We start from the raw sequence: 19012 nt of genomic DNA, 5'->3' as shown, positions 1-19012 counted from the left end.
GGAGTTCACGGCATGGCGCGTTCCACGGTGGAGTCAGGGCACGGTGACGAGCTGCCCGCCAGCACGGGCACGCGGCCCTTCTGGGAGGCGGTGGCGCAGGGGACGGTGGACGTGGCTGTCCGTACCTACGAGGCCCTGGCGGCGTCGCAGCGGGGCGTCGTGCTGGAGGAGTCCTCGCGCGTGTCCGCGTCCGCTCGCGCCACGCTGGTGTCGGTGCTGCGGCGGGCGCGTGACTTCGCTGGCGCCGCGCGGGTGCTGGAGGTGGATGGCGCCGCGGCTGACGTCGCACAACTCCACGAGCAGGCGGGCGCGCTGCTCCTGGCTGCGGAGGCGTGGCTGCGCGCGGGTGAACCGGCCCGGGCGGCGGCGGCCTTCGAGCGCGGCGGCGCGCTGGAGCGGGCGCTGTCGCTGTACGAGTCGCTGCAAGCACGCGAGGCCATGGCCCGTTGTCTCACCCGGCTGCGCCGTCCCATGGAGGCCGCTGCGGTGTACCGCGAGCTGGGCAACCCGCACGCGGAGCTGGAGTCCCTGCGTGCCGTGTCCCCGGACATCGCCGTGGCGCGGCGTGAGGCGGTGCTGCGGATGAGCGCGCTGCTGGACGCGCAGGGGGATTCGTGGCGGGCGCTGGTGCTGCTGGCGGATGCGCTCCAGGAGCCGGAGCTTCGGGGGGACATCGCGCTCCAGGCGGAGCACACGCGGCTGCTGCGTCACCTGAACCTGAATGGTGGCCCGTCGGTGGAGCCCGCCCGCGCGCCGCCTCCTCCGCCGGACGGCTATGAATACCTCAAGGCCATTCCCCTCTTCGGCGAGCTGTCCCTGGTGGACATGAAGGACCTCTACCAGCTGGCGCGGCCGGTGCAGTTCGCGCAAGGGGCCACGGTGCTGGAGAAGGGCGCGCCCGGCTCGGGGCTGCTGGTGCTGCTGGAGGGGACGGTGGACGTGCTCGTCGGTCCGGCGCCCGGCGCCCGGTTGCTCAACACGCTGGGGCCTGGGGCCTTCATCGGCGAAGTCTCCCTCATCCTGGACGGAGACACGTCCGCGCAGGTGTGCGCGCGCACGGACGTGCGGGCGCTGCGGGTGACGCGCGTGGACTTCCAGCACTACCTGGACACGCACGAGGCGGCCGCGCTGCGCATCCTCCGCCTCTTCACGGAAAAGCTCGCGGAGCGCGTGCGCGCGCTCAGCGCGTAGCAGGGGAGACGGCCATGGCGCACGTGCACGGCGCGGACAGGCAGCGGGCCGTCCAGCTCGCCAGCGAGGGCAGGTTGGAGGAGGCCCTGGCGGAGTACCAGGGCGTGGCGAAGGACGCGCCGGACGACGCGGAGGTGCGTCAGAAGATGGCGGAGTTGCTGGAGTGGCTCAGCCGTCCCGCGGACGCCGCCGCCGCGTACCAGGAGGCCGCGCTGGCCTGGACGAAGGCGGGCCAGCCCCTGCGCGCGGTGGCCGCGTGCGTGGCCCTGCCCCGGCTGGGCGCGTCCCACGCCGCGCTGGTGCGGACCGCGCGCGTGCTGGCGGAGCGCTTCGCCCTGCCGCCGGGGACAGCGGTGCCCGTGGATGCCAGCCGGGCGCAGGTCGCGGTGGAGAGTGCCACCGGGCTGCCCATCCTCTCGCAGGTGAGTCGGGAGACCTTCGTCGCGCTGCTCGAGGTTCTCCATGTGCGCGCCTTCTTTCCGGGACAGACGGTGGTGGAGGAGGGGACGCCGGGCGCCTCCATGTTCGCCCTGGTGGAGGGCCTCGCGGACGTGGTGCGCGCGCTGGAGGACGGCCAACGGCGGAGCGTGGGCACCGTGACGCCCGGGGACTTCTTCGGGGAGCTGGCGCTCATCTCCGAGGGGCCCCGGCTGGCCACCGTGGTGGCCACCGAGCGCGCGGTGCTGTTGGAGCTCACGCGCCAGCACATGGAAGCGGTGGCGGCGCAGCACCCGGACGTGACGGCGGTGGTGGACGCCTTCTACCGGCGGCGGATGGTGGAGAACCTGCTGCGCAGCAACCCGCTCTTCAATCAGCTGTCGCCCGCGCAGAAGGCCGCGGTGTCGCGCGACTTCGAGCTGCGCTCCTTCGCCGCGGGCGAGGCGCTGATGACGCAGGGCCAGCCGGGAGACGCCTTCTACGTGCTGCTGCGTGGGCGCTGCACGCCGTGGTTGGAGCAGCCTCATGGACGGCGCGTGGCGCTGTCCGCGCTGCGCGAGGGCGACGTCTTCGGTGAAATCTCCCTGCTGCTGGACAAGCCGGTGTCCGCCACGGTGCGCGCGGACGTGGCGGGCGTGGTGCTGCGGCTGGAGCGCGACGCCTTCCAGAAGCACCTGCTCAGCCAGCCGGGCCTCAAGGGCCAGTTGATGCGCATGGGCACGGAGCGGCTCCAGCGCACGGCGCAGGCGCTGGCCTCCGGGCGGGTGTTGCACGACGGAGACCTGCGCGTCTGAAGCGAAGGGCTGGCGCTGGAAACACAACGCCCGGGCCTCCGTGAGGAGACCCGGGCGCGGTGAGGTCCGGACGGTGCCGGAAGACTACATGGAGTAGCCGAGCGTCAGGCCGAACACCTGGGCCGTGCCATTGTAGGTACCCGTCATGCCCGGCGCGGTGCTGTTCTTGTCGGACAGGTTGACGAACTGGTAGGCCGCGTCGACGCGCACGGCGCCGAAGCTGTAGCCCACGCCCGCCGACACGCCGAAGCGGTCCGCGTCCGGCAGGTCCGGCGTCAGCGTGTCATCCGGGCTGGGCGCCGGGTCCAGCAGCACGCCGGCGCGCACCTGCAGCGCGTCGGTGATGCCGTACTCACCGCCCAGGTGGAAGTTCCACGTCGAGCGCCAGTTCTTCGGCAGCGGGTTGTTGATGGCCGGGTTGTCCGGGAACTCGATGGCGAGCTCCGGGAAGCTGGACCAGCCCACCCAGTTGGCGTCGAACGCAATCGTCAGGCGGTCCAGCGGCGTGACGGCGATGCCCGCCACCACCGACTGCGGCAGCTTGACGTCACCCTCCACGCGGGTGTCCGGCAGACGGCCCTGGAAGGCCGGCGGCACGTCCCGGAAGTCCGCGTCGCCCTTGAACGTCATGCTGATGGGGCTGCGGTACTGCACGCCCAACGTCACGAGCTTGGGGACCACCACGGCCTGGACACCGGCGTTGAAGCCGAGGCCCCAGCCCGCGCCGCCCAGGTGCACCTGGCCTTCGCTGGTGACGAATCCCAGCGCGCGCTTAATCTCCAGCGTGCCGCGGGTGATGTTCAGGCCCGCGCCCACGCGGAAGCGGTCGTGCACCTGGTACGCCACCGTGGGGTTGATGTTGTAGATGGACAGCCCGGACTCCTGGGCGCGGAAGCGGCCCACGAAGTCGTCTTTCCACCGGCTGCTCGCGCCGAACGGCGTGTAGAAGCCCACGCCGGCCGCCAGCGAGTCCGTGATTTTGTACACGGCGAACACGTGCGGCGGCGGAGACAGCGTCGTCTTCTGCCCCTGCACCGAGCCACCCGTGGGGGTGAACTGCAGGCTGGGGAGGATGCCGGTGACGCCCGCGGTGATGTCCAGCTTCTCCACGCCCAGGATGTTGGCCGCGTTGGAGTAGATGGCGGACGAGTCATCCAGCCACGCCGCCGCCGCGTTGGCCATGCCCGAGGAGCGGGCGCTCTGGGTGTTGACCTGGAAGCCCGCGGCCTGGGTCGTCCCGGCGGCGAGCAACGTGATGAGGGAGAGTGTCTTCTTCATGTTGGTTCGTTCTCTCTCTGGAGGTCGTTACGGGGTGGGCGACGCGACGCCCGTGTTCAGGAACTGGATGACCTGGTTCTGCGCGGTGTTGCGCACGGACCGGAGGAACTGACTGGTCCCCGAGCTGGGGTCCAGTGACGGGTCCACGATGCCGAAGAACGCGTGACGCACGTCCGCCGGCAGGCCCATCCCGTCCTTCGCCAGGTACGTCTGCACCGTGCGGGGCGTGGAGGCGTTGACCAGCGGGTGGTTGGCCGCGTTGATGAGGCCCTCGGTCACCGCGTTGGGGATGACCATGTCACCCTCGATGTACTGGATGAACGCATCGCGGTTGGCGGGCGCGGACGGCGCGTTCTCCAGGTACTTGCCGTAGTTGCGGGGCGAGGCCGGGTCCAGGATGGTGCGCGCCAGGGTGATGAACTCGTAGAACTCCGGCGTGCCCGGGGCGCGGCCGATGCCTTCCAGGGTTTGGAAGAAGCCCGAGCGGTACCGCACGAACGCCGGGTCCGTGGCCGTCAGGAGGATGTCCACCAGGTCACCGCCCACCGTGTTGAGCGCCGTGCGGCCCACGACAGGGGACACGGAGGCGGACAGGACGCCCTGGATGCCGCCCAGGCTCTGGCCCACGTAGTGGAACTGGCTGGTGTTCAGCGTACCGGCGCCCGCGCCCGTCAGGCGGGCGTTGAGGCTGTCGGTGTCCAGCGCGCGCACCAACTGGGCGAAGTCCACCACGTGGTGGCGGAAGTTGTCGCGGGTGGCGAACAGGTTGACCAGGTTCAGGAAGCCCGCGCCGGAGACGTACGGCGGCTGATTGGGACCCGGACGGGCGAAGTCGCCGCCCTCGCAGGTGCCGGTGGCGCTGCCAGGCGCGGCCACGCAGCGGCCCAGGCCCTGGCTGGAGCAGAACACGTCACCGTGCGGCGAGGCGCCCGGCGCCACGTTGCACGCGGGCTGGTTGTTCGACACGCAGCGGCCGAAGGTGGCGCTGCCCGCCGTCACGTCGCAGGTGTCGCCGTCGTCGCAGGCCTCGTCCGGCGTGGTGAAGACGTACTCGGGCGTGCCATCGCGGTTCTCGTCGATGATGACCGGGGCGTCCTCGCTGATGCCAGCGCAGCTGGCGCGCTCACCGTGGAACACGGTGTCGATGGCCGCCACGGCGTAGCCCGCCGCGTTGAAGTTGTTGGCCACCGTCATGATGTTGGTGCGGTTGCCCGTCAGCCCATGGCCGTAGATGACCACCGGGTAGCCGTCCGCGGGCACCTCGCCCGCGGGCGTGAAGAGCATGAACGGGACGCGGTCGATGCGCGGCGTGGCGCGGTTGAGCGTGCCCTGCGCGTCATCCAGGAGGAAGGGCGAGTGGTACGCGCCGATGAAGACGCGGCCCACCGCGTTGTTCTCCAGCGTCAGGGCGCTCATCGTGCCCTTGATGGTGGCCGTCTGGTCCAGCAGGTAGACGGGGTCGGCCGGGATGTTCGCCTGCGAGGGGATGGCGTTCAGCCGCTCGAGGATGGAGCGGGTGTTCTGGGTGGTGAAGGCCCACGCCAGGTTGATGTCCTTGCGCGGGATGCCCGCGGCCTCCAGGCCGTCGAACAGCCGCTTCATGCCCAGACGCACCGGCTCCAGGTCCCGGGCGAGCGTGTCAGGAACGGCGGCCACCTGGCTCTTGCCGTTGGCGTCCACCAGCGGGTTGGCCATGCGCATCAGCGCCTGCGCGGCGGTGGGCGCCACGGTGCGGCCCAGCGTGTCCTTCATGCCGCGCAGCATCACCACGCCGTACTGGGTGGCCTCATCCAGCGGCACCTCCGGGACAATCTGGAGCTGCTGCGGCGAGTTCGGCGCCGGCGTCAGGCCCTCCACGACGGGCTCGCAGTTGAAGCACACCTTCACCTGGGGGTTGGTGCCCGAGGTGTGGTTGGTCAGCTTGACGAAGCGCAGCGTGGTCTTCTGCTCCGTCTCGTCGTCCGGCGTGAAGCCGATCTTCATGCGCACGGTGTTCGCGTCCAGCAGGGAACCCGTGTCGATGGGGCCGCGTCTCGCGCCGTTCTCCGACACGATGGGCGCGGTGGTGGACCAGCCGTCCAGGGTATTGAGGCCCCTGATGAGGCTCTGCGCGGGGCCGGCCTCGGGGGGCACCGGCAGGGCCAGCTGCCCGGTTTCGGGGTTGCGCAGCAGGTCATTGGGGAAGGGGACGACGCCGTTGCCCGGATCGAAGGTGGCCTCCGGGTGGTCCATGATGGAGAAGGTCCACAGGAGGACGATGTCCTCGTGCTTCACGCTGAACTGCTCGGACACCAGTTTCAGGATGGGCGCGTAGCCGCGGCGCAGCTGCTCCAGCCGCAGGGCGCTGGCCGTCTGGTCCGCCAGGCGGGCGGCGGGCTCCGTCACCGTGGAGGGGATGAGCTCGGTGGCCGTCTGGCAGTTGGGCGCCTGCAGGTCGTCGCAGGTGACCAGCGACTCGGTGGAGCTGGCGAAGGCCCACGTGGCGGACGGGATGACCGGCTTGCCGGCCGTCGTCTTCACGCCGTTCTCACCGCCGATGATGGCCACCGCGTAGCGGCCACCCTTGGGCCAGCCCCCGGGCAGCGGGGGGATGATGGTGACGAGGTTGGTCTCCTCGTTGTACCCGATGTAGCTGGGCGTCGCCGGCTTCGCCAGCGGTGTACCCGCGTACACGTCGATGATCTTCACCGTGTTCGTGTTGACCGTTCCCGCCTCCAGGCCCCGGATGCGGGTGGTCGCGGTGACCGTGGTCGGGAAGCCGTTGAGCGTGTTCACGTAGTCGCGCGTGAACTCCTGCTCCGCCGCCGGTGCCTGCGGATTGATGGGCGCATTGACCAGACCATTGACGATGGCCAGGTCGTTGGGCGACGGGACGACGGGTGGAGACCCGGTTGGATCAAACTCCGCGACGACGGAGTCTTCGGGGCTCCGCGGCGGATCCTGGGCGATATCGGGAGTACAGGCCGAGGCGCCCAGGGCAAAGGCCCCGAGGAACAACACCTTTCTCATGGGTACAACCCCCTCCAAGTCCTGGGTTGGGATGACTGGACTGGAAACGTCTGTGGCGTACCACGTCCATGGGTTGGCAGGAAGACGAGGGACTTGACGCGTCGTGTCACTTGTGATGGCGCGTGCGGGGTGGTGAGACGGGTGGTCGTTGACACGCTGCGCAGTGGGCCCCAGGCGGTTACGCTGCCGCGCATGAACCGACTATTGGGTGTGCTGGTGGTGGCCGTTGCCGTGGTGGCGCATGCGGAGGACGCGGGGGGCCTGACGTGGACGGCGCCCGCGGACTGGGCGGTGCAGGGGGCCCGGCCGATGCGCGCGGCGACGTACAAGTTTCCCGCGGCCAAGGGGGACACGGAGGGCGCGGAGCTGGCCGTCTTCTACTTCGGCCAGGGCCAGGGCGGCGCGGTGGACGCCAACGTGAAGCGCTGGGTGGGCCAGTTCCAGACGGCGGACGGCAAGCCCATCCCGCAGGACAAGTCGAAGACGAAGTCGGAGAAGCTCAACGGCATGCCGTTGACGACGGTGGACGTGAAGGGCACGTACACGGGCGGCGGGCCGATGATGGGCCCCTCCACGCCCAAGCCCGGCTTCCGGCTGCTGGGCGCCATCGTCGAGGGCGCCCAGGGCGCCGTCTTCTTCAAGCTGACGGGCCCGGAGAAGACGGTGGCCGCTTCGGAGAAGTCCTTCCGCAAGCTGCTGGAGTCGGTGAAGAAGCAGTAGCGCCAGTCGCGGCCCGCGGCGCTACTTCGTCCCGCGCGCGGGCTTCGCCTGGGCCTTGGGCGCGGTGCCGCCCGCGACGACGCGCTGGACGGCCGCGGCCGGCGTGCGCTTGGAGGGCAGGTCCGGCATGAGGAGCACCTCGATGCGCCGGTTGCGCGCGCGCCCCAGCGGGGTCGCGTTGGTGGATACCGGCCGCATCTGCCCGTAGCCCGCCGCCACCAGCCGGCGCGCGGGCACGCCGCCGGCGTCCTGGAGGAAGCGCACCACGTTCACCGCGCGCGCCACGGACAGCTCCCAGTTGGACGGGAAGGTGCTCTGCAGCTTCTGCGACGGGGGCGAGTCATCCGTGTGGCCCGACACCTGGATGGACTTGTCCTCCACCTTGGCCAGCACGCTGCCCAGCCGCGTCAGCACCTCCTGGCCGCGCGCGCTGATGCTCGCGTCGCCGGAGTCGAACAGCACCTTGTCCACCAGGTCCACCTGGATGCGGCCCTCGGCGTGGGACAGGCGGATGGCGCCCTCGGCGATCTCCGCCTTCATCTTGTCCTGCAGGTCGTCGTAGGTGGCCTTCAGCTTCGCCAGCTCCGCCTCCTGCTCCTGCACCGTCTGGCTGAGCTGCTCCTTCTCCGAGCTGAGCTGCTCCTTCTCCGTGGCGAGCTGGGCGCGCTCGGCTTCCAGCGCCGCCAGCTTCTGCTCCAGCTGCAGCCGCGCGGCCTCCGCGTCCCGCGCCCGCGTGGCGGCGTCCACGGCCGACTGGCGGGACTGCTCCGCCAGCGCCTCGGCCTGGCTCGTCCCGCGGTGCGCCAGGTACATCACGCCGCCCGACATCAGCACCACCAACGCCGTCACCAGCCAGGGCACCCAGGGCCGTCCGTGCTGTGCCTGGCCGTGCTGCGTGGACTCCGTCATGTCGCGACCTCCCGAGTGGAACGGGGGCCACCGTAGCCAGACGTCCAGGGTGCGCCTCAAGGCGCCCCGGTGTGCGCAGGTGTCTGGCGGTGCAAGGTTGCAGCGGTGTCAGAAGGGCGCCCTCCGCTTCGCACGCCGCGTCCGGAGGACACGGCCTGGGAGCGGAAACCCCCGCTGGAGGTGGTGCACCTGGCGGCGAGGATGGCCACGTTGAGCGAGGGGAGGCATCCGCCATGGGGCAGTTGATTGAGGGCAGGTGGCACACGGGCTGGTACGCGCCCGACGCGGAGGGGCGCTTCGAGCGCCCGCCCACGGTGTTCCGCGACCGCGTGACGGCGGATGGCTCCAGTGGCCTTCCCGCCGAGCCGGGGCGCTACCACCTCTACCTCTCCTATGCGTGCCCGTGGGCCAGCCGGCTGGCCATCATCCGCAAGCTGAAGAAGCTGGAGGGCGCCATCGGCCTGACGGTGGTGGACCCGCGCATGGGCGATGACGGGTGGACCTTCCAGGGCTACCCCGGCTCCGACCCGGAGCCCTTCTACGGCTTCGAGTTCCTGCGGGAGCTCTACATGAAGGCCCGCGCGGACTACACGGGCCGCGTCACGGTGCCGGTGCTCTGGGACCGGCAGCGGGAGACGGTGGTCAACAACGAATCGCGCGAGCTCTTGCGCATGCTGGACACGGAGTTCGACGCGTACGGGGACGCGTCCGTGCAGCTGGCGCCGCCGCACCTGCGCGCGCAGGTGGACGCCACGCTGGACGCCATCTACCCGTCCATCAACAACGGCGTGTACCGCGCGGGTTTCGCCACCAGCCAGAGGGCCTACGAGGACGCGTGCCGCGAGCTGTTCTCCGCGCTCGACACGTGGGAGCAGGTGCTGGGCACGCGGCGCTACCTGTGCGGCGCCACGCTCACCGAGGCGGACGTGTGTCTCTACACGACGCTGGTGCGCTTTGACCTCGTGTACCACGCCCACTTCAAGTGCAACCTGCGGCGCATCCAGGACTCCCCGAACCTGTGGGGGTACCTGAAGGACCTCTACCAGACGCCCGGCTTCACGGAGACGACGCAGCTGGACCACATCAAGCTGCACTACTACTGGAGCCAGACGACGGTGAATCCCACGCGCGTGGTGCCGCTGGGGCCCACGGTTCCGCTCGGGGAGCCCCACGACAGGGCGCGGCGTTTCGGATGACGGATGGAGGACGGAGCGCCTGGCCGGATGCTCACCCAGCGAACACCCGTCCGGAGTGACTGGCGTCTGGCTGACGGCTGGGACCCAGGGGTGGGCTGCAATCCCACGCGGACGCCACAGCCTTTGAGAGGAGGCCCCCGGGCCTGCGGCGTTCATTCATGGGGGCGGAGGAGGCTGGCATGAAGGCAGTGGCGATCATCCTCGCTGCGGGTGAGGCCCGGCGGATGGGCCACCCCAAGGCGCTTATCGAGCACGAGGGAGGCAAGAGCTTCCTCCAGTCCCTGGCATCCACCTTTGGCAAGGCGGGTTCCATGGTGCTTGGCGTGGTGGGGAAGGACTCCGAGGCGGTGCGTGAGCAGCATCCGGGGATGGAGCTGGTGGAAGCGGAGCGGTGGCAGGAAGGGCCCCTCCTGTCGATAAAAGCGGGGCTGGACGCCGCGCTGGAGGCGGGCGCGGACGTGGTGTTGCTGCATCCGGTGGACATGCCGGCGCTGCGCGCGTCCACGCTCAAGTCGCTCCTGAAGATGGCGGGAGACGCGGATGAGCTGCTGCGCCCGGAGTTCGAGAGCGCGCCTGGCTGGCCGCTGGTGCTCTCACGGAGTGGGGCGGAGCGGCTGCGCGCCGCGGAGGGCCAGCAACTGGAGCCAGCGCTGGCGACGATGAAGGTGCGCCGCGTGCCGGTGAAGGACCCGGGCGTGGTGGTGAACATCAACACGCCGGAGACGTACGAGCGCCTGTTCGGCACGCAGCCGCGGCTGGCGCCTCCGCCCAAGCGGCGCGGCGCCAAGCGTGGCACCGGGCCTGCGACGTCCAACGTGGCGGAGCTGGGCGGCGGTTCGGCGCCCATGGCCGCCGCGTCCGAGGAGTAGCGCGCGACAGCTGGCTGGCTGGGGCCCGTGAGAGAAGGGGCTCCGGCCAGCACCACCCCATGCGTCAGAACGTGAGGCCCAGGCCCAGGTATGGGCCAGTGAGCCGTTCGATTTGCTTCTCCCCGGTCGTGTGCCCGGCGTCGTTGAGGTACAGGGCCCGCCAGCCGCCGCGCAGGTGGAGCGAACCCACGTGCACGGCCAGGCCGGCCTGGGCATCCACCTGACGGTGCGGGAAGGGCACCGCCTGGATGCGGGCCTCGAGGTCCACCGGCGAGGGGCCGATGCAGGCCTCCACGGACGCGGCGAAGCTGGGGCCCACGAAGAGGATGTCCGGCGCATGCGCGCTGGCGACGCCGCCCTCCAGCCGCAGCCGGCCCCGCTCTCCCGCCCACAGCGCCGCGGAGGCGTGCGCGCTCAGCAGGGTGATGCGGTCGGTGGCATCCGAGCCATCCACCGCGGGCAGCGACATGCCGGTGATGCGCGCGTCCAGGCCCAGGTGGCGGCCATCCATGGCCATGAAGAGCCCCATGGCTCCGGCGCCGCCCAGCAAGTCTCCCTGCACACCCATGCGCACCTGCAGCGGCACCGTGTCCTCTGGCTCGCGCACCACCCGCTGGGCGGGCCGCACGGAGGCGAAGCCCGGGCGGGTTGCGCCGATGACGGCCCCCGCGACGATGGAGCCCGGTGGCAGCCGGCGCACGCGCGCGGCGCGCCGCCGGGGCGCGTCGTCACCCCGGGGCGTGCGCTCGTGGCCAATGGCGGAGGCCGCGTGCGTGCGGCGGTTGCCATGCGCGCCCTCGCGGGACTGGCCAATGGCGGACGCGGGATGGGCTCGGGCGCCGCGTGACTCCTGGGACGGAGAGGCCTGACGGGACGTGCTCCGTGACGAGGACGAAGACGAGGAGGTGTCTCGCTTGCCGAAGCGCGCCTGCGCGGGAGAGGTGCCCAGCAGGACACTGACCGCGAGCGCGGCGCACAGCACGGCCTTGGATGCGGGCAAGGTCCACTCCTCGTGGGGGTTTCGGGGGCGGGTGGATTCAATCGCCTTCCCTCCCAAGGGGCCATGGACCTCCAGGCGCGAGGTGTCGTCCACCAGCGCATGCTGTGCGGCGCAGGACACCGCGCCGGTTCGCCGTCGCTGCGAATGCCACCCGGTGAAAGCTCACGCCGCGCGCCTGCCCGGGAGGCCGTGTGGCTCGCGGTTCTGGAGGGGCCGCGTCGGCCTTTCGCGTGCTGTAATATCTGCATGCGCGGGCCCGGCAGATGCTCATGCTTTGACAGAGAGCGGAATGCGGCGAAGTCGCTCGTGCCTGGGCGCGAAGGAGGGACTAGCACTACTGCGTCAGGGGTAGGCCGAAGGGGGAGTGTGCGACGGAGGGCTGGGCGGGTAGGCTCTCATTGCATCGGCCGCCATCCGCCCCACTCATGAAGCAGGTATGGACTCCTTCATGAACGCCGCCGCGGTGCAGCGGCTTGAGAGGTATTTCCAGCAAATCGGCGAGGTCCTCGGCGAGGAGAGCCGGCGCGGCTCGTTCGCCCTCTACGCCATGGGCCTGCTGGGGGATGGGGAGCGCAAGAGCGTGGAGCCCATCGCCGCCCGCGCGTGTCCGAACCCCGAGCGGGTGGATGCCATGCACCAGCGGTTGTTGCACTTCGCCGTGGACTCGAGGTGGAGCGACCGGGACGTGCGGCGCGAGGCGTCGAGGTACGCGCTGGAGGCGATGACGCGGCGGGAGTCGGTGGAAGCATGGATTGTGGACGACACGGGCTTTCTCAAGCAGGGCAAGCACTCGGTGGGCGTCCAGCGGCAGTACACCGGCTCGGCGGGGAAGGTGGCCAACTGCCAGATTGGCGTCAGCCTCAGCGTGACCACTCGTACCGAGCACCTGCCCGTCGACTTCGAGCTGTACCTCCCCGAGTGCTGGGCCAACGACGAGGCGCGTCGCCGTGAGGCCCGCATCCCCGCCGAGGTTTCCTTCAGGACGAAGCCCCAACTGGCGCTGCGAATGATTGAGCGGGCCGTGGAGGACGGGGTGGCTCCGGGCGTCCTCCTGGCGGACAGCGCCTACGGCAACTCCAGCGGCTTCCGTGCGCGACTTCGCGCACTGGGCTTGCATTACGCAGTCGCGGTGTCTGCGCAGACGACCGTCGGCCTCCTGGATGCGAAGGGCCGTCCCCGAAAGGACGCGCGAAGTGTTTCGGACCTGGCCTGGCGCATTCATGAACGAGGCGGCTTCCGACGGTGCACCTGGCGCCAGGGCACGCAAGAAGCCTTGTCGGCACGCTTTGCCCTACGCCGCGTCGTCGCCGCGGGCGTCCACCAGCGAGAGCAGGAGCCCCTGGGGCTGCTCATCGAGTGGCGAGACAGTGAGCCCGAGCCCGCCAATTACTTCCTGATATCCCTGCCAGAGGGCCGGACGAAGAAGCAGCTCATCCGTCTGGTGATGCAGCGATGGAGAACCGAACGCGTCTACGAAGACCTCAAGGGGGAACTGGGTTTGGACCATTACGAAGGCCGCCGTTTCCCCGGCTGGCATCACCATGTTTCCGTCGCGCTGTGTTGCTACGCCTTCCTCGTGGCGGAACGCACGCGGCGTTTTCCCCCCTCGGCCCGAAGGGCGGCTGAAGCCCACACGCAGTCACTCTCGGCCTGAGCGCCACTTCCGCGACAGCTTCATCACCGCACGGCTCGCTATGGCTCGGGTGATTGCCAACTGGTTGCCGCGCTGCCCCACCTGCCACCGCACCAACCACCACCACCGCACCTCACGTCGCCTACCCGGCCTCCCCGTCCACCCCTCGGGCCCCTGACGCAGTAGTGCTAGGGTGCCGGGTGTGACTCATCCCGTGGTGCAGCCGCAGGTCCTGATTGTGGAGGATGACCCGGACGTTCGGGGGGCCATGGCGGAAGCGCTGCACGACGAGGGCTTCGAGGTGTCCATGGCCATCAACGCCGTGGAAGCGCTTCGCGTGCTCGCGGCGTTGGAGTCCGCCTGCCTGGTGCTGCTCGACTGGGAGATTCCGCGCGTGGACGGGCGAGGTCTGCTCGAGCGGCTGCGGTCCGATGAGCGCTTCGTCGGGACGCGGGTGGTGGTGATGACGGCGGAGGCCGGGCCGCTGCCGCCAGGCGCGGCGGGGGTGCTGCGCAAGCCGGTGAGACTGGAGATGCTGCTGGAGGCGACGCGGCGGCACTGCCCGGTGGCCGACGGCGTGGTGAAGACGCCCGCGTGAGCACGGGCTGCGCGCTGACGCGGGCGTGAGGACTTCAGCGGACGTCAGTAGGTGAGGCCCAGGCCCAGGAAGGGGCCGTGGAAGGTGTCGACGTGGGAGACGCCATCCACGTAGCCGGCGTCATCCAGCACCATGCCCCGGTATCCGCCGCGCAGCACCACCGCGCCCAGCTTCAACGCCAGCGCGGCGCTCGCGTCCACCTGCCGGTAGGGGAAGGGCGTCACCTGCAGGCGCGCCTCCAGGTCCAGGGGGCCGGCGATGCAGGCCTCCAGGGAGGCGCCGAAGCTGGGGCCGACGAAGGTGATGTCCGGCGCGTGCGCGGTGCTGACACCGGCCTCCGCGCGCAAGCGGGCACGCTCGTGGGAGATGAGCGCCCAGGTGAGGTGCGACTGCGTCAGGGTGATGGAATCCGAACCGCTCGTCCCGTCATCCGTGGGCAGGCCCACGCCCGTCAGCCGCAGGTCCACGCCGAAGCGCCGGCCCTCCAGCCCGAGGAACAGGTCGGCGCCGCCGCCCCCTTCGTTGAGCGGCCCTCCCTGGATGCCCACGCGGAAGGACAGCGCCGCCGCGTGGCGCTCCCCGCGCAGCTCTGGCGACACGCTCATCCGATGGTTGCCGGTGATGAAGAGGTAGGAGAGCCAGCTCACCGTCACCGTGCTCGAGCCGCCACTCACGTGCCGCCGGTTGCTCGAGGAGCGCCGCCGGGAGGAGCGGCGGGGCGCGTCGTCGTCGTCGTCGTCGTCATCGTCCGAGCCGATGGCGGAGGCCCCGTGCTCCTTGTCATCCCTGTCCCGGTTCGAGTCGCTCTGGGACGGCCGCGAGCGCTTGCCGAAGCGGGCCTCCGCCGCCGTGGGACCCAGGCCCAGCGCGAGCGCGAGAAGGGCACACAGCAGGGTCCGGATTGGGAACACGGGGCAGCTCCTGAAGATGGGCCGGGGATGCGGCCGCCGGAGACCTGGACGCCTGGCGGCCTGCTTTATTCAATCCGCCTCACTGTTGCGGTGGCGCCGGGCAGTTTTTGGGGTTGTTCAGGCACGCGTCCGTCTGGAGGCACTGGCCCGGGGACTTCTTGAGCTTGCACGTGTCCGAGCACTTGGGAGGGAACTCGGAGTAGTCACACGTCACCCCACAGGTGGTCTGCGTCTTGGGGGAAATCACCTCGCAGGGCGAGCGCAGGTACACGGTGATGGGCTCGGGGTGCTGGAAGCCGGCTTCGTCCATGCAACCCTCGAAGTCGCCGTCCCCCCACACCGCGGTGCCGTCGTTCACCTTGCAGCGGGCGGGGCGGGGGTTGTAGCTGCCCGGTTCGCAGGGGCCCGCCGCGTAGGCCATGCATCCGGCGATGCGCTCGCCGCCGATGTCGGCGTTGGCGCAGATGCGCGAGCGCAGGTGGCTGTCGCCGTCCACCCAGTCCCGGCCGTGGCAGGCGTGGACGTTATCGTGGACCACGCCCTTGAAGCGCAGGTTGACGAGCCTGGGCTGGAAGTTGTCCTGATTGAGGACGACCTCCACCGTCAGGCCGCGCGAGTCGAACATGTTCCCGTAGAAGGAGCCCTCCCGGAACGTGTACGCGCCGAAGGGCTCGGCCGGGTAGGTGCCGGAGGTGGCCACCGGGGCCACCCACGAGCCCGGAATCGCGGCGCGGCTGTAGGGCGCGGACATGACGCTGTAGCGGCCGCTCGCGGGGCACTTGAACTCGACGCTGGGCTCGATTCCGCCGCAGGGGTTGCCGAGCGTGTCCGCCAGACGGTCCTCCCAGGCGCAGCCCCGCGGGTCCTCGCACACGCGCAGCACCCGGTCTCCGAAGATGCGGCCCAGCTGGCCCGTGCACGTGGCCGGGTGGGGCGCGCCCGCGGCCACCGTCACCTTGTCGCCCGGGGTGCAGGTGCCCACGTTCTCCCCCAGCCAGCCGCACTCGGCATGGAGGCCCGCCTCACCCGACGCGCAGGGCAGGAACATGGGGCTCCACTCCTGACGGTCTCCCGAGGGATTGAAGCGCCGGGGCTCGCTCGGGTCCTCGCCGCGCATGGACACCATCACGCGGCGGCCGAAGGCGTTGTTGCGCGCCAGGAGACAGGCCGTCACGTAGCCCAGGCAGGCCTGGCTCGGCTTGTCCTTTGCCCACTCGGGGCACAGCCCCACCTCGCCCTTGAAGGTGTACGTATCGCCGGCGCGGCTGGTCCACTCCACGGCGGCGCCGGGCGGCAGCGCGCACTCGGTGAGGTACGCCATCACGTTCCGGGCAGGTGGGTGCTCCAGCGCGTGCTTGAGCCGGCCGTCGAAGACGAACGTCTTCGAGTGCAGCGGCATCTCGGTGAGGGCGTCCAGCGCGGCCCGGTTGCTGGTGAGCGCGTTGAAGGCCAGCTCCTCGGCGCGGAGCGAGTTCAGGATGCGGATGCCGGGCTCCGCCTGGGCCGGGGCCTGGGGAAGCAGCAGCGCGGTCAGGAACAGGAGCGCGGCCCGCAGGGAGCGCGAGGAGGGGCGAAGCGCGAAGGGCGACATGGAGCGTGGACCTCGGAGCGAAAAGGGACTCGGTGGCTCCGGCGGTAGCACGTAGCGGGCCGGGCACTCAGGCCCGCGGTTTCGCGGGGTTGGCGGTGGGCCCTGTTGCCTGGGGAGCCACACCCTCTCAGGGGGTGTGGACCTGGAGGCCACGCGCCGTCAGCGCCGGCCCTGCTTCTTGGCCTTGGCCAGGCGCCGGGGTTCGGGCTTTCCCGGCGCGGGCGGCGGCTGGAGCGCCGTGGTGCACGCGGCGGTGGCCGTCACCGCGGCGGCATAGGCGGCGTGGTGCTGCTGCTCCAGCGTGCGCAGCCGGCGCGACATGGCCTCGCGCAGGGCCTGGAGCTCGGCCACGCGGGCCTCGGACTCGGCCGCCTCGCGTGTCAGCGCGTCGTTGCGTTCCACCAGGGCGGAGATGGAGCGCGAACCCGCCCAGGCCCCTGTCGTGGCGAGCAGCACCGCGCTCACCAGCAGGCCCCAGGGCAGCCACGCCCGGCGCGGGGGCGCCGACTCGTTTCGCTGCATCGCTTCCATGCCCGCGAGGTTAGCGGCTTGGGCGGGGTAGGCTTCAAGGGGAGGACGTGGGAGCCCGCGGCACCTGGGCCATGGGCAGGCGCAACACGAAGCGCGCGCCGGGGCCCAGGGGAGGCGCTTCCACCGTCAGCTCGCCGCCGTGGGCGCGGGCAATCTGGCGGGAGATGTAGAGGCCCAGGCCCAGGCTGGCGCGGGCATGCTCGCCGGTGGCGCGCTCGAAGCGCTCGAAGATGCGGGCGTCCGCGCCTGTGGGGATGCCCGGCCCCCAGTCGCGCACGGCGATGACGGCGGCGGCGCCGTCCACGTCCACGGACAGCTCCACCGGCTGGCCCGGGGCGTACTTCATCGCGTTGGACAGCAGGTTCATCAGCACCTGCTCCAACCGGAGGCGGTCCACATGGGCGAACACGGGCGCGCTGGCGTGCAGCACCGGCGCGCAGCCGGCCGCCACCAGCGCGTCCTCCATGCGCGTCACCAACCGGTGCACCAGCGCGGACAGGTCCACGTCCTCGCGCTCCAGCGTCAGGCGGCCGGTGCTGATGCGCGCCACCTCGAACAGGTGCGTCACCAGGAGGGACAGCCGCTCCGCTTGCCGCTGCGCGCTGGCCAGACCCAGCTTCTGCCGCTCCGGAGGGCCCGGTACGTCCTTGTCCAGCGCACGCCACAGCGAGGCGAGCTGGAGCTGGAGCGCGGACAGCGGCGTGCGCAGCTCGTGGGTGGCAATGGCGACGAATTCGTCGCGCGCGGCCACCGCCCGCGAGGCCTCGCGGTACAGCCAGGCATTGTCCACCGCGAGCGCCGTGCGGGACGCCAGGTCCTCCAGGAAGTCCAGGTCCCGGTCCTGGTAGCGCCGGTGCGGGTCCTGCGAGACGACGCTGAGCACCCCCAGCGTACGGCCGCGCGCCACCAGCGGGACGAACATCACCGACTGGCCGCCCAGCGCCTCCATCAGCCGCCGGTGCTCGGGCGACAGGGCGAGGGCGTCCAGCCAGGCCGGGTCCACCTGCGCGGCGAGCACCGGGCGGCCCGTCTCCAGCACGCGGCGGATGGGCGAGCGCGAGCCGGGCGGCGGTGGGTAGCGCAGCGCCTCCTTCATGAGTCGCTGGGTGGCCGCGTCACTCGCCAGGGCCTCCACGCGCTCCAGGCCCTGGCCGTCATCGGCGAGCACGTCCACGGTGCAGTAGTCCGCCAGCTTCCCGCCCACGAGCAGCTGCGCCGCGGTGCGCAGCGTGGTGCGCCAGTCCAGGGAGTGGGACAGCCGCGAGGTGGCCTCGGCGAGGAAACGCAGCCGCTCCTCCTCCACCTTCTGCGCCGTCACCTCCGACACCGTGGTGCCCACACCCACCGGCGCCTCCCCGTCACACACTGGGAAGTAGGTGATGCGGAAGTGGCGCCGCTCCCCGGCGTGTACGTCCGTCAGCAACTGGTCCACCACGGGCGCGCCGGTGTGCATCACCTCCCGCATCACCGCCTCCACCGGTGCGGCGCGGGGTCCCATCAGCTCCGACGGAGTGCGGCCCACGTGTGCGGCCTGCGGCAGGCGGTTGAAGGCGGCCTGCGCGGGGTTGGTGCGCAGGCAGCGCAAATCCCCATCGAAGAGGGACATGCCCACGGGCGAGGCATTCATGAAGGCCTGGAGGTCCGCGAGCCGCGCCTGCGCCTCCTGGTACTGAAGCGCGTTCGCCAGCGCGAGCGCCGCGCGGTGGGCGAAGTCCTCCGCCACCTCCACGGCCGGCACCGTGTCGCCCGTGAAGGCGAGGGTGAGCAGGCCAAGCGGCCGCGCCTCCTTCCTCAGCGGCAGCACCAGCAGGGAACGGGACGCGAGACCTGGCGATGCTCCCGCGTCCAGCAGGCCCGCATACGCCGCGAGCCATTCCGGCGCCGGGCCGGCCACGCGCAGTGAGCCGCCGTCCGTTCGCGAATCCCAGGCCGGTGGACAGGGCCGTTCCTGCTCCAGCCGCTGCTGCCATGACGGCTCCCGGGCGGCGTGCGCGCCAGGGAGCATGCCGCCGTCGGCGGCCAGCACGTCCAGCAGGGCCACGTCCGCCCACTCGCGCACGGCGAGCTGGACGACCGACGTGAGGGTGCGCTCCCAGTCCAGGGATTCCGCGAGAAGGCGGCTGGCCTCGGAGAGGAATTCCCGCGCCCGCGCCGAGGCCGCGGCGGTCTCACGGGGACAGGGCAAAAGGGGCTCGGACATGGGCGACAGGCCACGGGTGTGGCCTGGGCTGTACGTTGGGCCGTTCCGGGGCCGGATGACAACCCGGGGTGTAGGGGGAACGTCCGCGGGGTGATGCTCCGGGGGGCGGTGGCCGCCCGGCCGCATGTTGATGCGGGCGGGCTT

The 19012-nt window shown here is 71.1% G+C and carries 15 protein-coding genes; 7 read left to right on the top strand and 8 right to left on the bottom strand.

What is annotated here, in order from left to right; translation table 11 throughout:
* Positions 1 to 12 precede the first annotated feature (12 nt).
* Both OZ403_RS37165 and OZ403_RS37160 read left to right on the top strand, forming a co-directional pair.
* On the top strand, positions 13 to 1191 hold the full coding sequence (locus tag OZ403_RS37165; RefSeq protein ID WP_268782976.1) for a cyclic nucleotide-binding domain-containing protein: 1179 nt from the start codon (positions 13 to 15) through the stop codon (positions 1189 to 1191).
* A 14-nt stretch (positions 1192 to 1205) separates the two neighbouring features.
* Entirely contained in the window at positions 1206 to 2423 is a 1218-nt protein-coding gene (locus OZ403_RS37160; RefSeq protein ID WP_268782975.1) for a cyclic nucleotide-binding domain-containing protein, read from the top strand.
* 84 nt (positions 2424 to 2507) lie between these two features.
* Here the strand turns inward: OZ403_RS37160 and OZ403_RS37155 are convergent, their stop codons facing one another.
* Together OZ403_RS37155 and OZ403_RS37150 are read right to left on the bottom strand one after the other, a co-directional pair.
* Positions 2508 to 3701 carry an OmpP1/FadL family transporter gene (locus tag OZ403_RS37155; protein ID WP_140795911.1) on the bottom strand — a complete coding sequence of 398 codons (1194 nt, stop codon included), beginning with the start codon at positions 3699 to 3701 and terminating at the stop codon, positions 2508 to 2510.
* Between the two features lie 27 nt (positions 3702 to 3728).
* Entirely contained in the window at positions 3729 to 6710 is a 2982-nt protein-coding gene (locus OZ403_RS37150) for a hypothetical protein (RefSeq protein ID WP_140877843.1), read from the bottom strand.
* A gap of 192 nt (positions 6711 to 6902) precedes the next feature.
* Between OZ403_RS37150 and OZ403_RS37145 the strand changes: the two genes are divergently transcribed.
* The gene (locus OZ403_RS37145) at positions 6903 to 7430 is read left to right on the top strand and encodes a hypothetical protein (protein ID WP_268782974.1); all 528 of its coding nucleotides are present in this window, start codon (positions 6903 to 6905) and stop codon (positions 7428 to 7430) included.
* Between the two features lie 21 nt (positions 7431 to 7451).
* Here the strand turns inward: OZ403_RS37145 and OZ403_RS37140 are convergent, their stop codons facing one another.
* Positions 7452 to 8339: an OmpA/MotB family protein gene (locus OZ403_RS37140; RefSeq protein WP_268782973.1), complete on the bottom strand. Its 888-nt coding sequence runs from the start codon at positions 8337 to 8339 to the stop codon at positions 7452 to 7454.
* 233 nt (positions 8340 to 8572) lie between these two features.
* Between OZ403_RS37140 and OZ403_RS37135 the strand changes: the two genes are divergently transcribed.
* Both OZ403_RS37135 and OZ403_RS37130 read left to right on the top strand, forming a co-directional pair.
* Positions 8573 to 9535: a glutathione S-transferase family protein gene (locus OZ403_RS37135; protein ID WP_140877839.1), complete on the top strand. Its 963-nt coding sequence runs from the start codon at positions 8573 to 8575 to the stop codon at positions 9533 to 9535.
* A 179-nt stretch (positions 9536 to 9714) separates the two neighbouring features.
* Positions 9715 to 10404: a nucleotidyltransferase family protein gene (locus OZ403_RS37130; protein WP_174258997.1), complete on the top strand. Its 690-nt coding sequence runs from the start codon at positions 9715 to 9717 to the stop codon at positions 10402 to 10404.
* Between the two features lie 64 nt (positions 10405 to 10468).
* Here OZ403_RS37130 and OZ403_RS37125 read toward each other — a convergent pair whose 3' ends face one another.
* The gene (locus OZ403_RS37125; protein ID WP_268782972.1) at positions 10469 to 11404 is read right to left on the bottom strand and encodes a hypothetical protein; all 936 of its coding nucleotides are present in this window, start codon (positions 11402 to 11404) and stop codon (positions 10469 to 10471) included.
* A 448-nt stretch (positions 11405 to 11852) separates the two neighbouring features.
* On the opposite strand from OZ403_RS37125, the gene OZ403_RS37120 reads away from it, so the two are divergent.
* A complete protein-coding gene (locus tag OZ403_RS37120) occupies positions 11853 to 13058 on the top strand; it encodes an IS701 family transposase (RefSeq protein ID WP_442929817.1) in 1206 nt (401 codons plus the stop codon).
* Positions 13059 to 13239: 181 nt separating this feature from the next.
* Entirely contained in the window at positions 13240 to 13635 is a 396-nt protein-coding gene (locus OZ403_RS37115; protein WP_268782971.1) for a response regulator, read from the top strand.
* 44 nt (positions 13636 to 13679) lie between these two features.
* Here the strand turns inward: OZ403_RS37115 and OZ403_RS37110 are convergent, their stop codons facing one another.
* The 4 genes from OZ403_RS37110 to OZ403_RS37095 all read right to left on the bottom strand — a co-directional run bounded on the left by OZ403_RS37110 (position 13680) and on the right by OZ403_RS37095 (position 18868).
* The gene (locus tag OZ403_RS37110) at positions 13680 to 14546 is read right to left on the bottom strand and encodes a hypothetical protein (protein WP_140800346.1); all 867 of its coding nucleotides are present in this window, start codon (positions 14544 to 14546) and stop codon (positions 13680 to 13682) included.
* A 79-nt stretch (positions 14547 to 14625) separates the two neighbouring features.
* On the bottom strand, positions 14626 to 16137 hold the full coding sequence (locus OZ403_RS37105) for a hypothetical protein (protein ID WP_237080042.1): 1512 nt from the start codon (positions 16135 to 16137) through the stop codon (positions 14626 to 14628).
* Positions 16138 to 16296: 159 nt separating this feature from the next.
* Complete coding sequence (locus OZ403_RS37100; protein WP_225909612.1) at positions 16297 to 16659, bottom strand: hypothetical protein; 363 nt, start codon at positions 16657 to 16659, stop codon at positions 16297 to 16299.
* Between the two features lie 43 nt (positions 16660 to 16702).
* Positions 16703 to 18868 (bottom strand): sensor histidine kinase, encoded by a 2166-nt coding sequence (locus tag OZ403_RS37095; protein WP_268782970.1) that lies wholly within the window; start codon positions 18866 to 18868, stop codon positions 16703 to 16705.
* Between the last annotated feature and the right edge of the window lie 144 nt (positions 18869 to 19012).

The sequence above is a fragment of the Myxococcus sp. NMCA1 genome, from assembly GCF_026810205.1.
GTDB lineage: Bacteria > Myxococcota > Myxococcia > Myxococcales > Myxococcaceae > Myxococcus > Myxococcus xanthus_A.
Note: the sequence above shows the minus strand (reverse complement) of the source record. Positions and strands in the feature narration are given on the sequence as shown.

Bases quoted from the DNA above. Each gene is read 5' to 3' on its own strand.
- OZ403_RS37100 (WP_225909612.1), bottom strand. From the start codon at position 16,659: ATGCAGCGAAACGAGTCGGCGCCCCCGCGCCGGGCGTGGCTGCCCTGG.
- OZ403_RS37150 (WP_140877843.1), bottom strand. From the start codon at position 6,710: ATGAGAAAGGTGTTGTTCCTCGGGGCCTTTGCCCTGGGCGCCTCGGCC.
- OZ403_RS37165 (WP_268782976.1), top strand. From the start codon at position 13: ATGGCGCGTTCCACGGTGGAGTCAGGGCACGGTGACGAGCTGCCCGCC.
- OZ403_RS37135 (WP_140877839.1), top strand. From the start codon at position 8,573: ATGGGGCAGTTGATTGAGGGCAGGTGGCACACGGGCTGGTACGCGCCC.
- OZ403_RS37130 (WP_174258997.1), top strand. From the start codon at position 9,715: ATGAAGGCAGTGGCGATCATCCTCGCTGCGGGTGAGGCCCGGCGGATG.
- OZ403_RS37095 (WP_268782970.1), bottom strand. From the start codon at position 18,868: ATGTCCGAGCCCCTTTTGCCCTGTCCCCGTGAGACCGCCGCGGCCTCG.
- OZ403_RS37105 (WP_237080042.1), bottom strand. From the start codon at position 16,137: ATGTCGCCCTTCGCGCTTCGCCCCTCCTCGCGCTCCCTGCGGGCCGCG.
- OZ403_RS37140 (WP_268782973.1), bottom strand. From the start codon at position 8,339: ATGACGGAGTCCACGCAGCACGGCCAGGCACAGCACGGACGGCCCTGG.
- OZ403_RS37145 (WP_268782974.1), top strand. From the start codon at position 6,903: ATGAACCGACTATTGGGTGTGCTGGTGGTGGCCGTTGCCGTGGTGGCG.
- OZ403_RS37155 (WP_140795911.1), bottom strand. From the start codon at position 3,701: ATGAAGAAGACACTCTCCCTCATCACGTTGCTCGCCGCCGGGACGACC.
- OZ403_RS37160 (WP_268782975.1), top strand. From the start codon at position 1,206: ATGGCGCACGTGCACGGCGCGGACAGGCAGCGGGCCGTCCAGCTCGCC.
- OZ403_RS37120 (WP_442929817.1), top strand. From the start codon at position 11,853: ATGAACGCCGCCGCGGTGCAGCGGCTTGAGAGGTATTTCCAGCAAATC.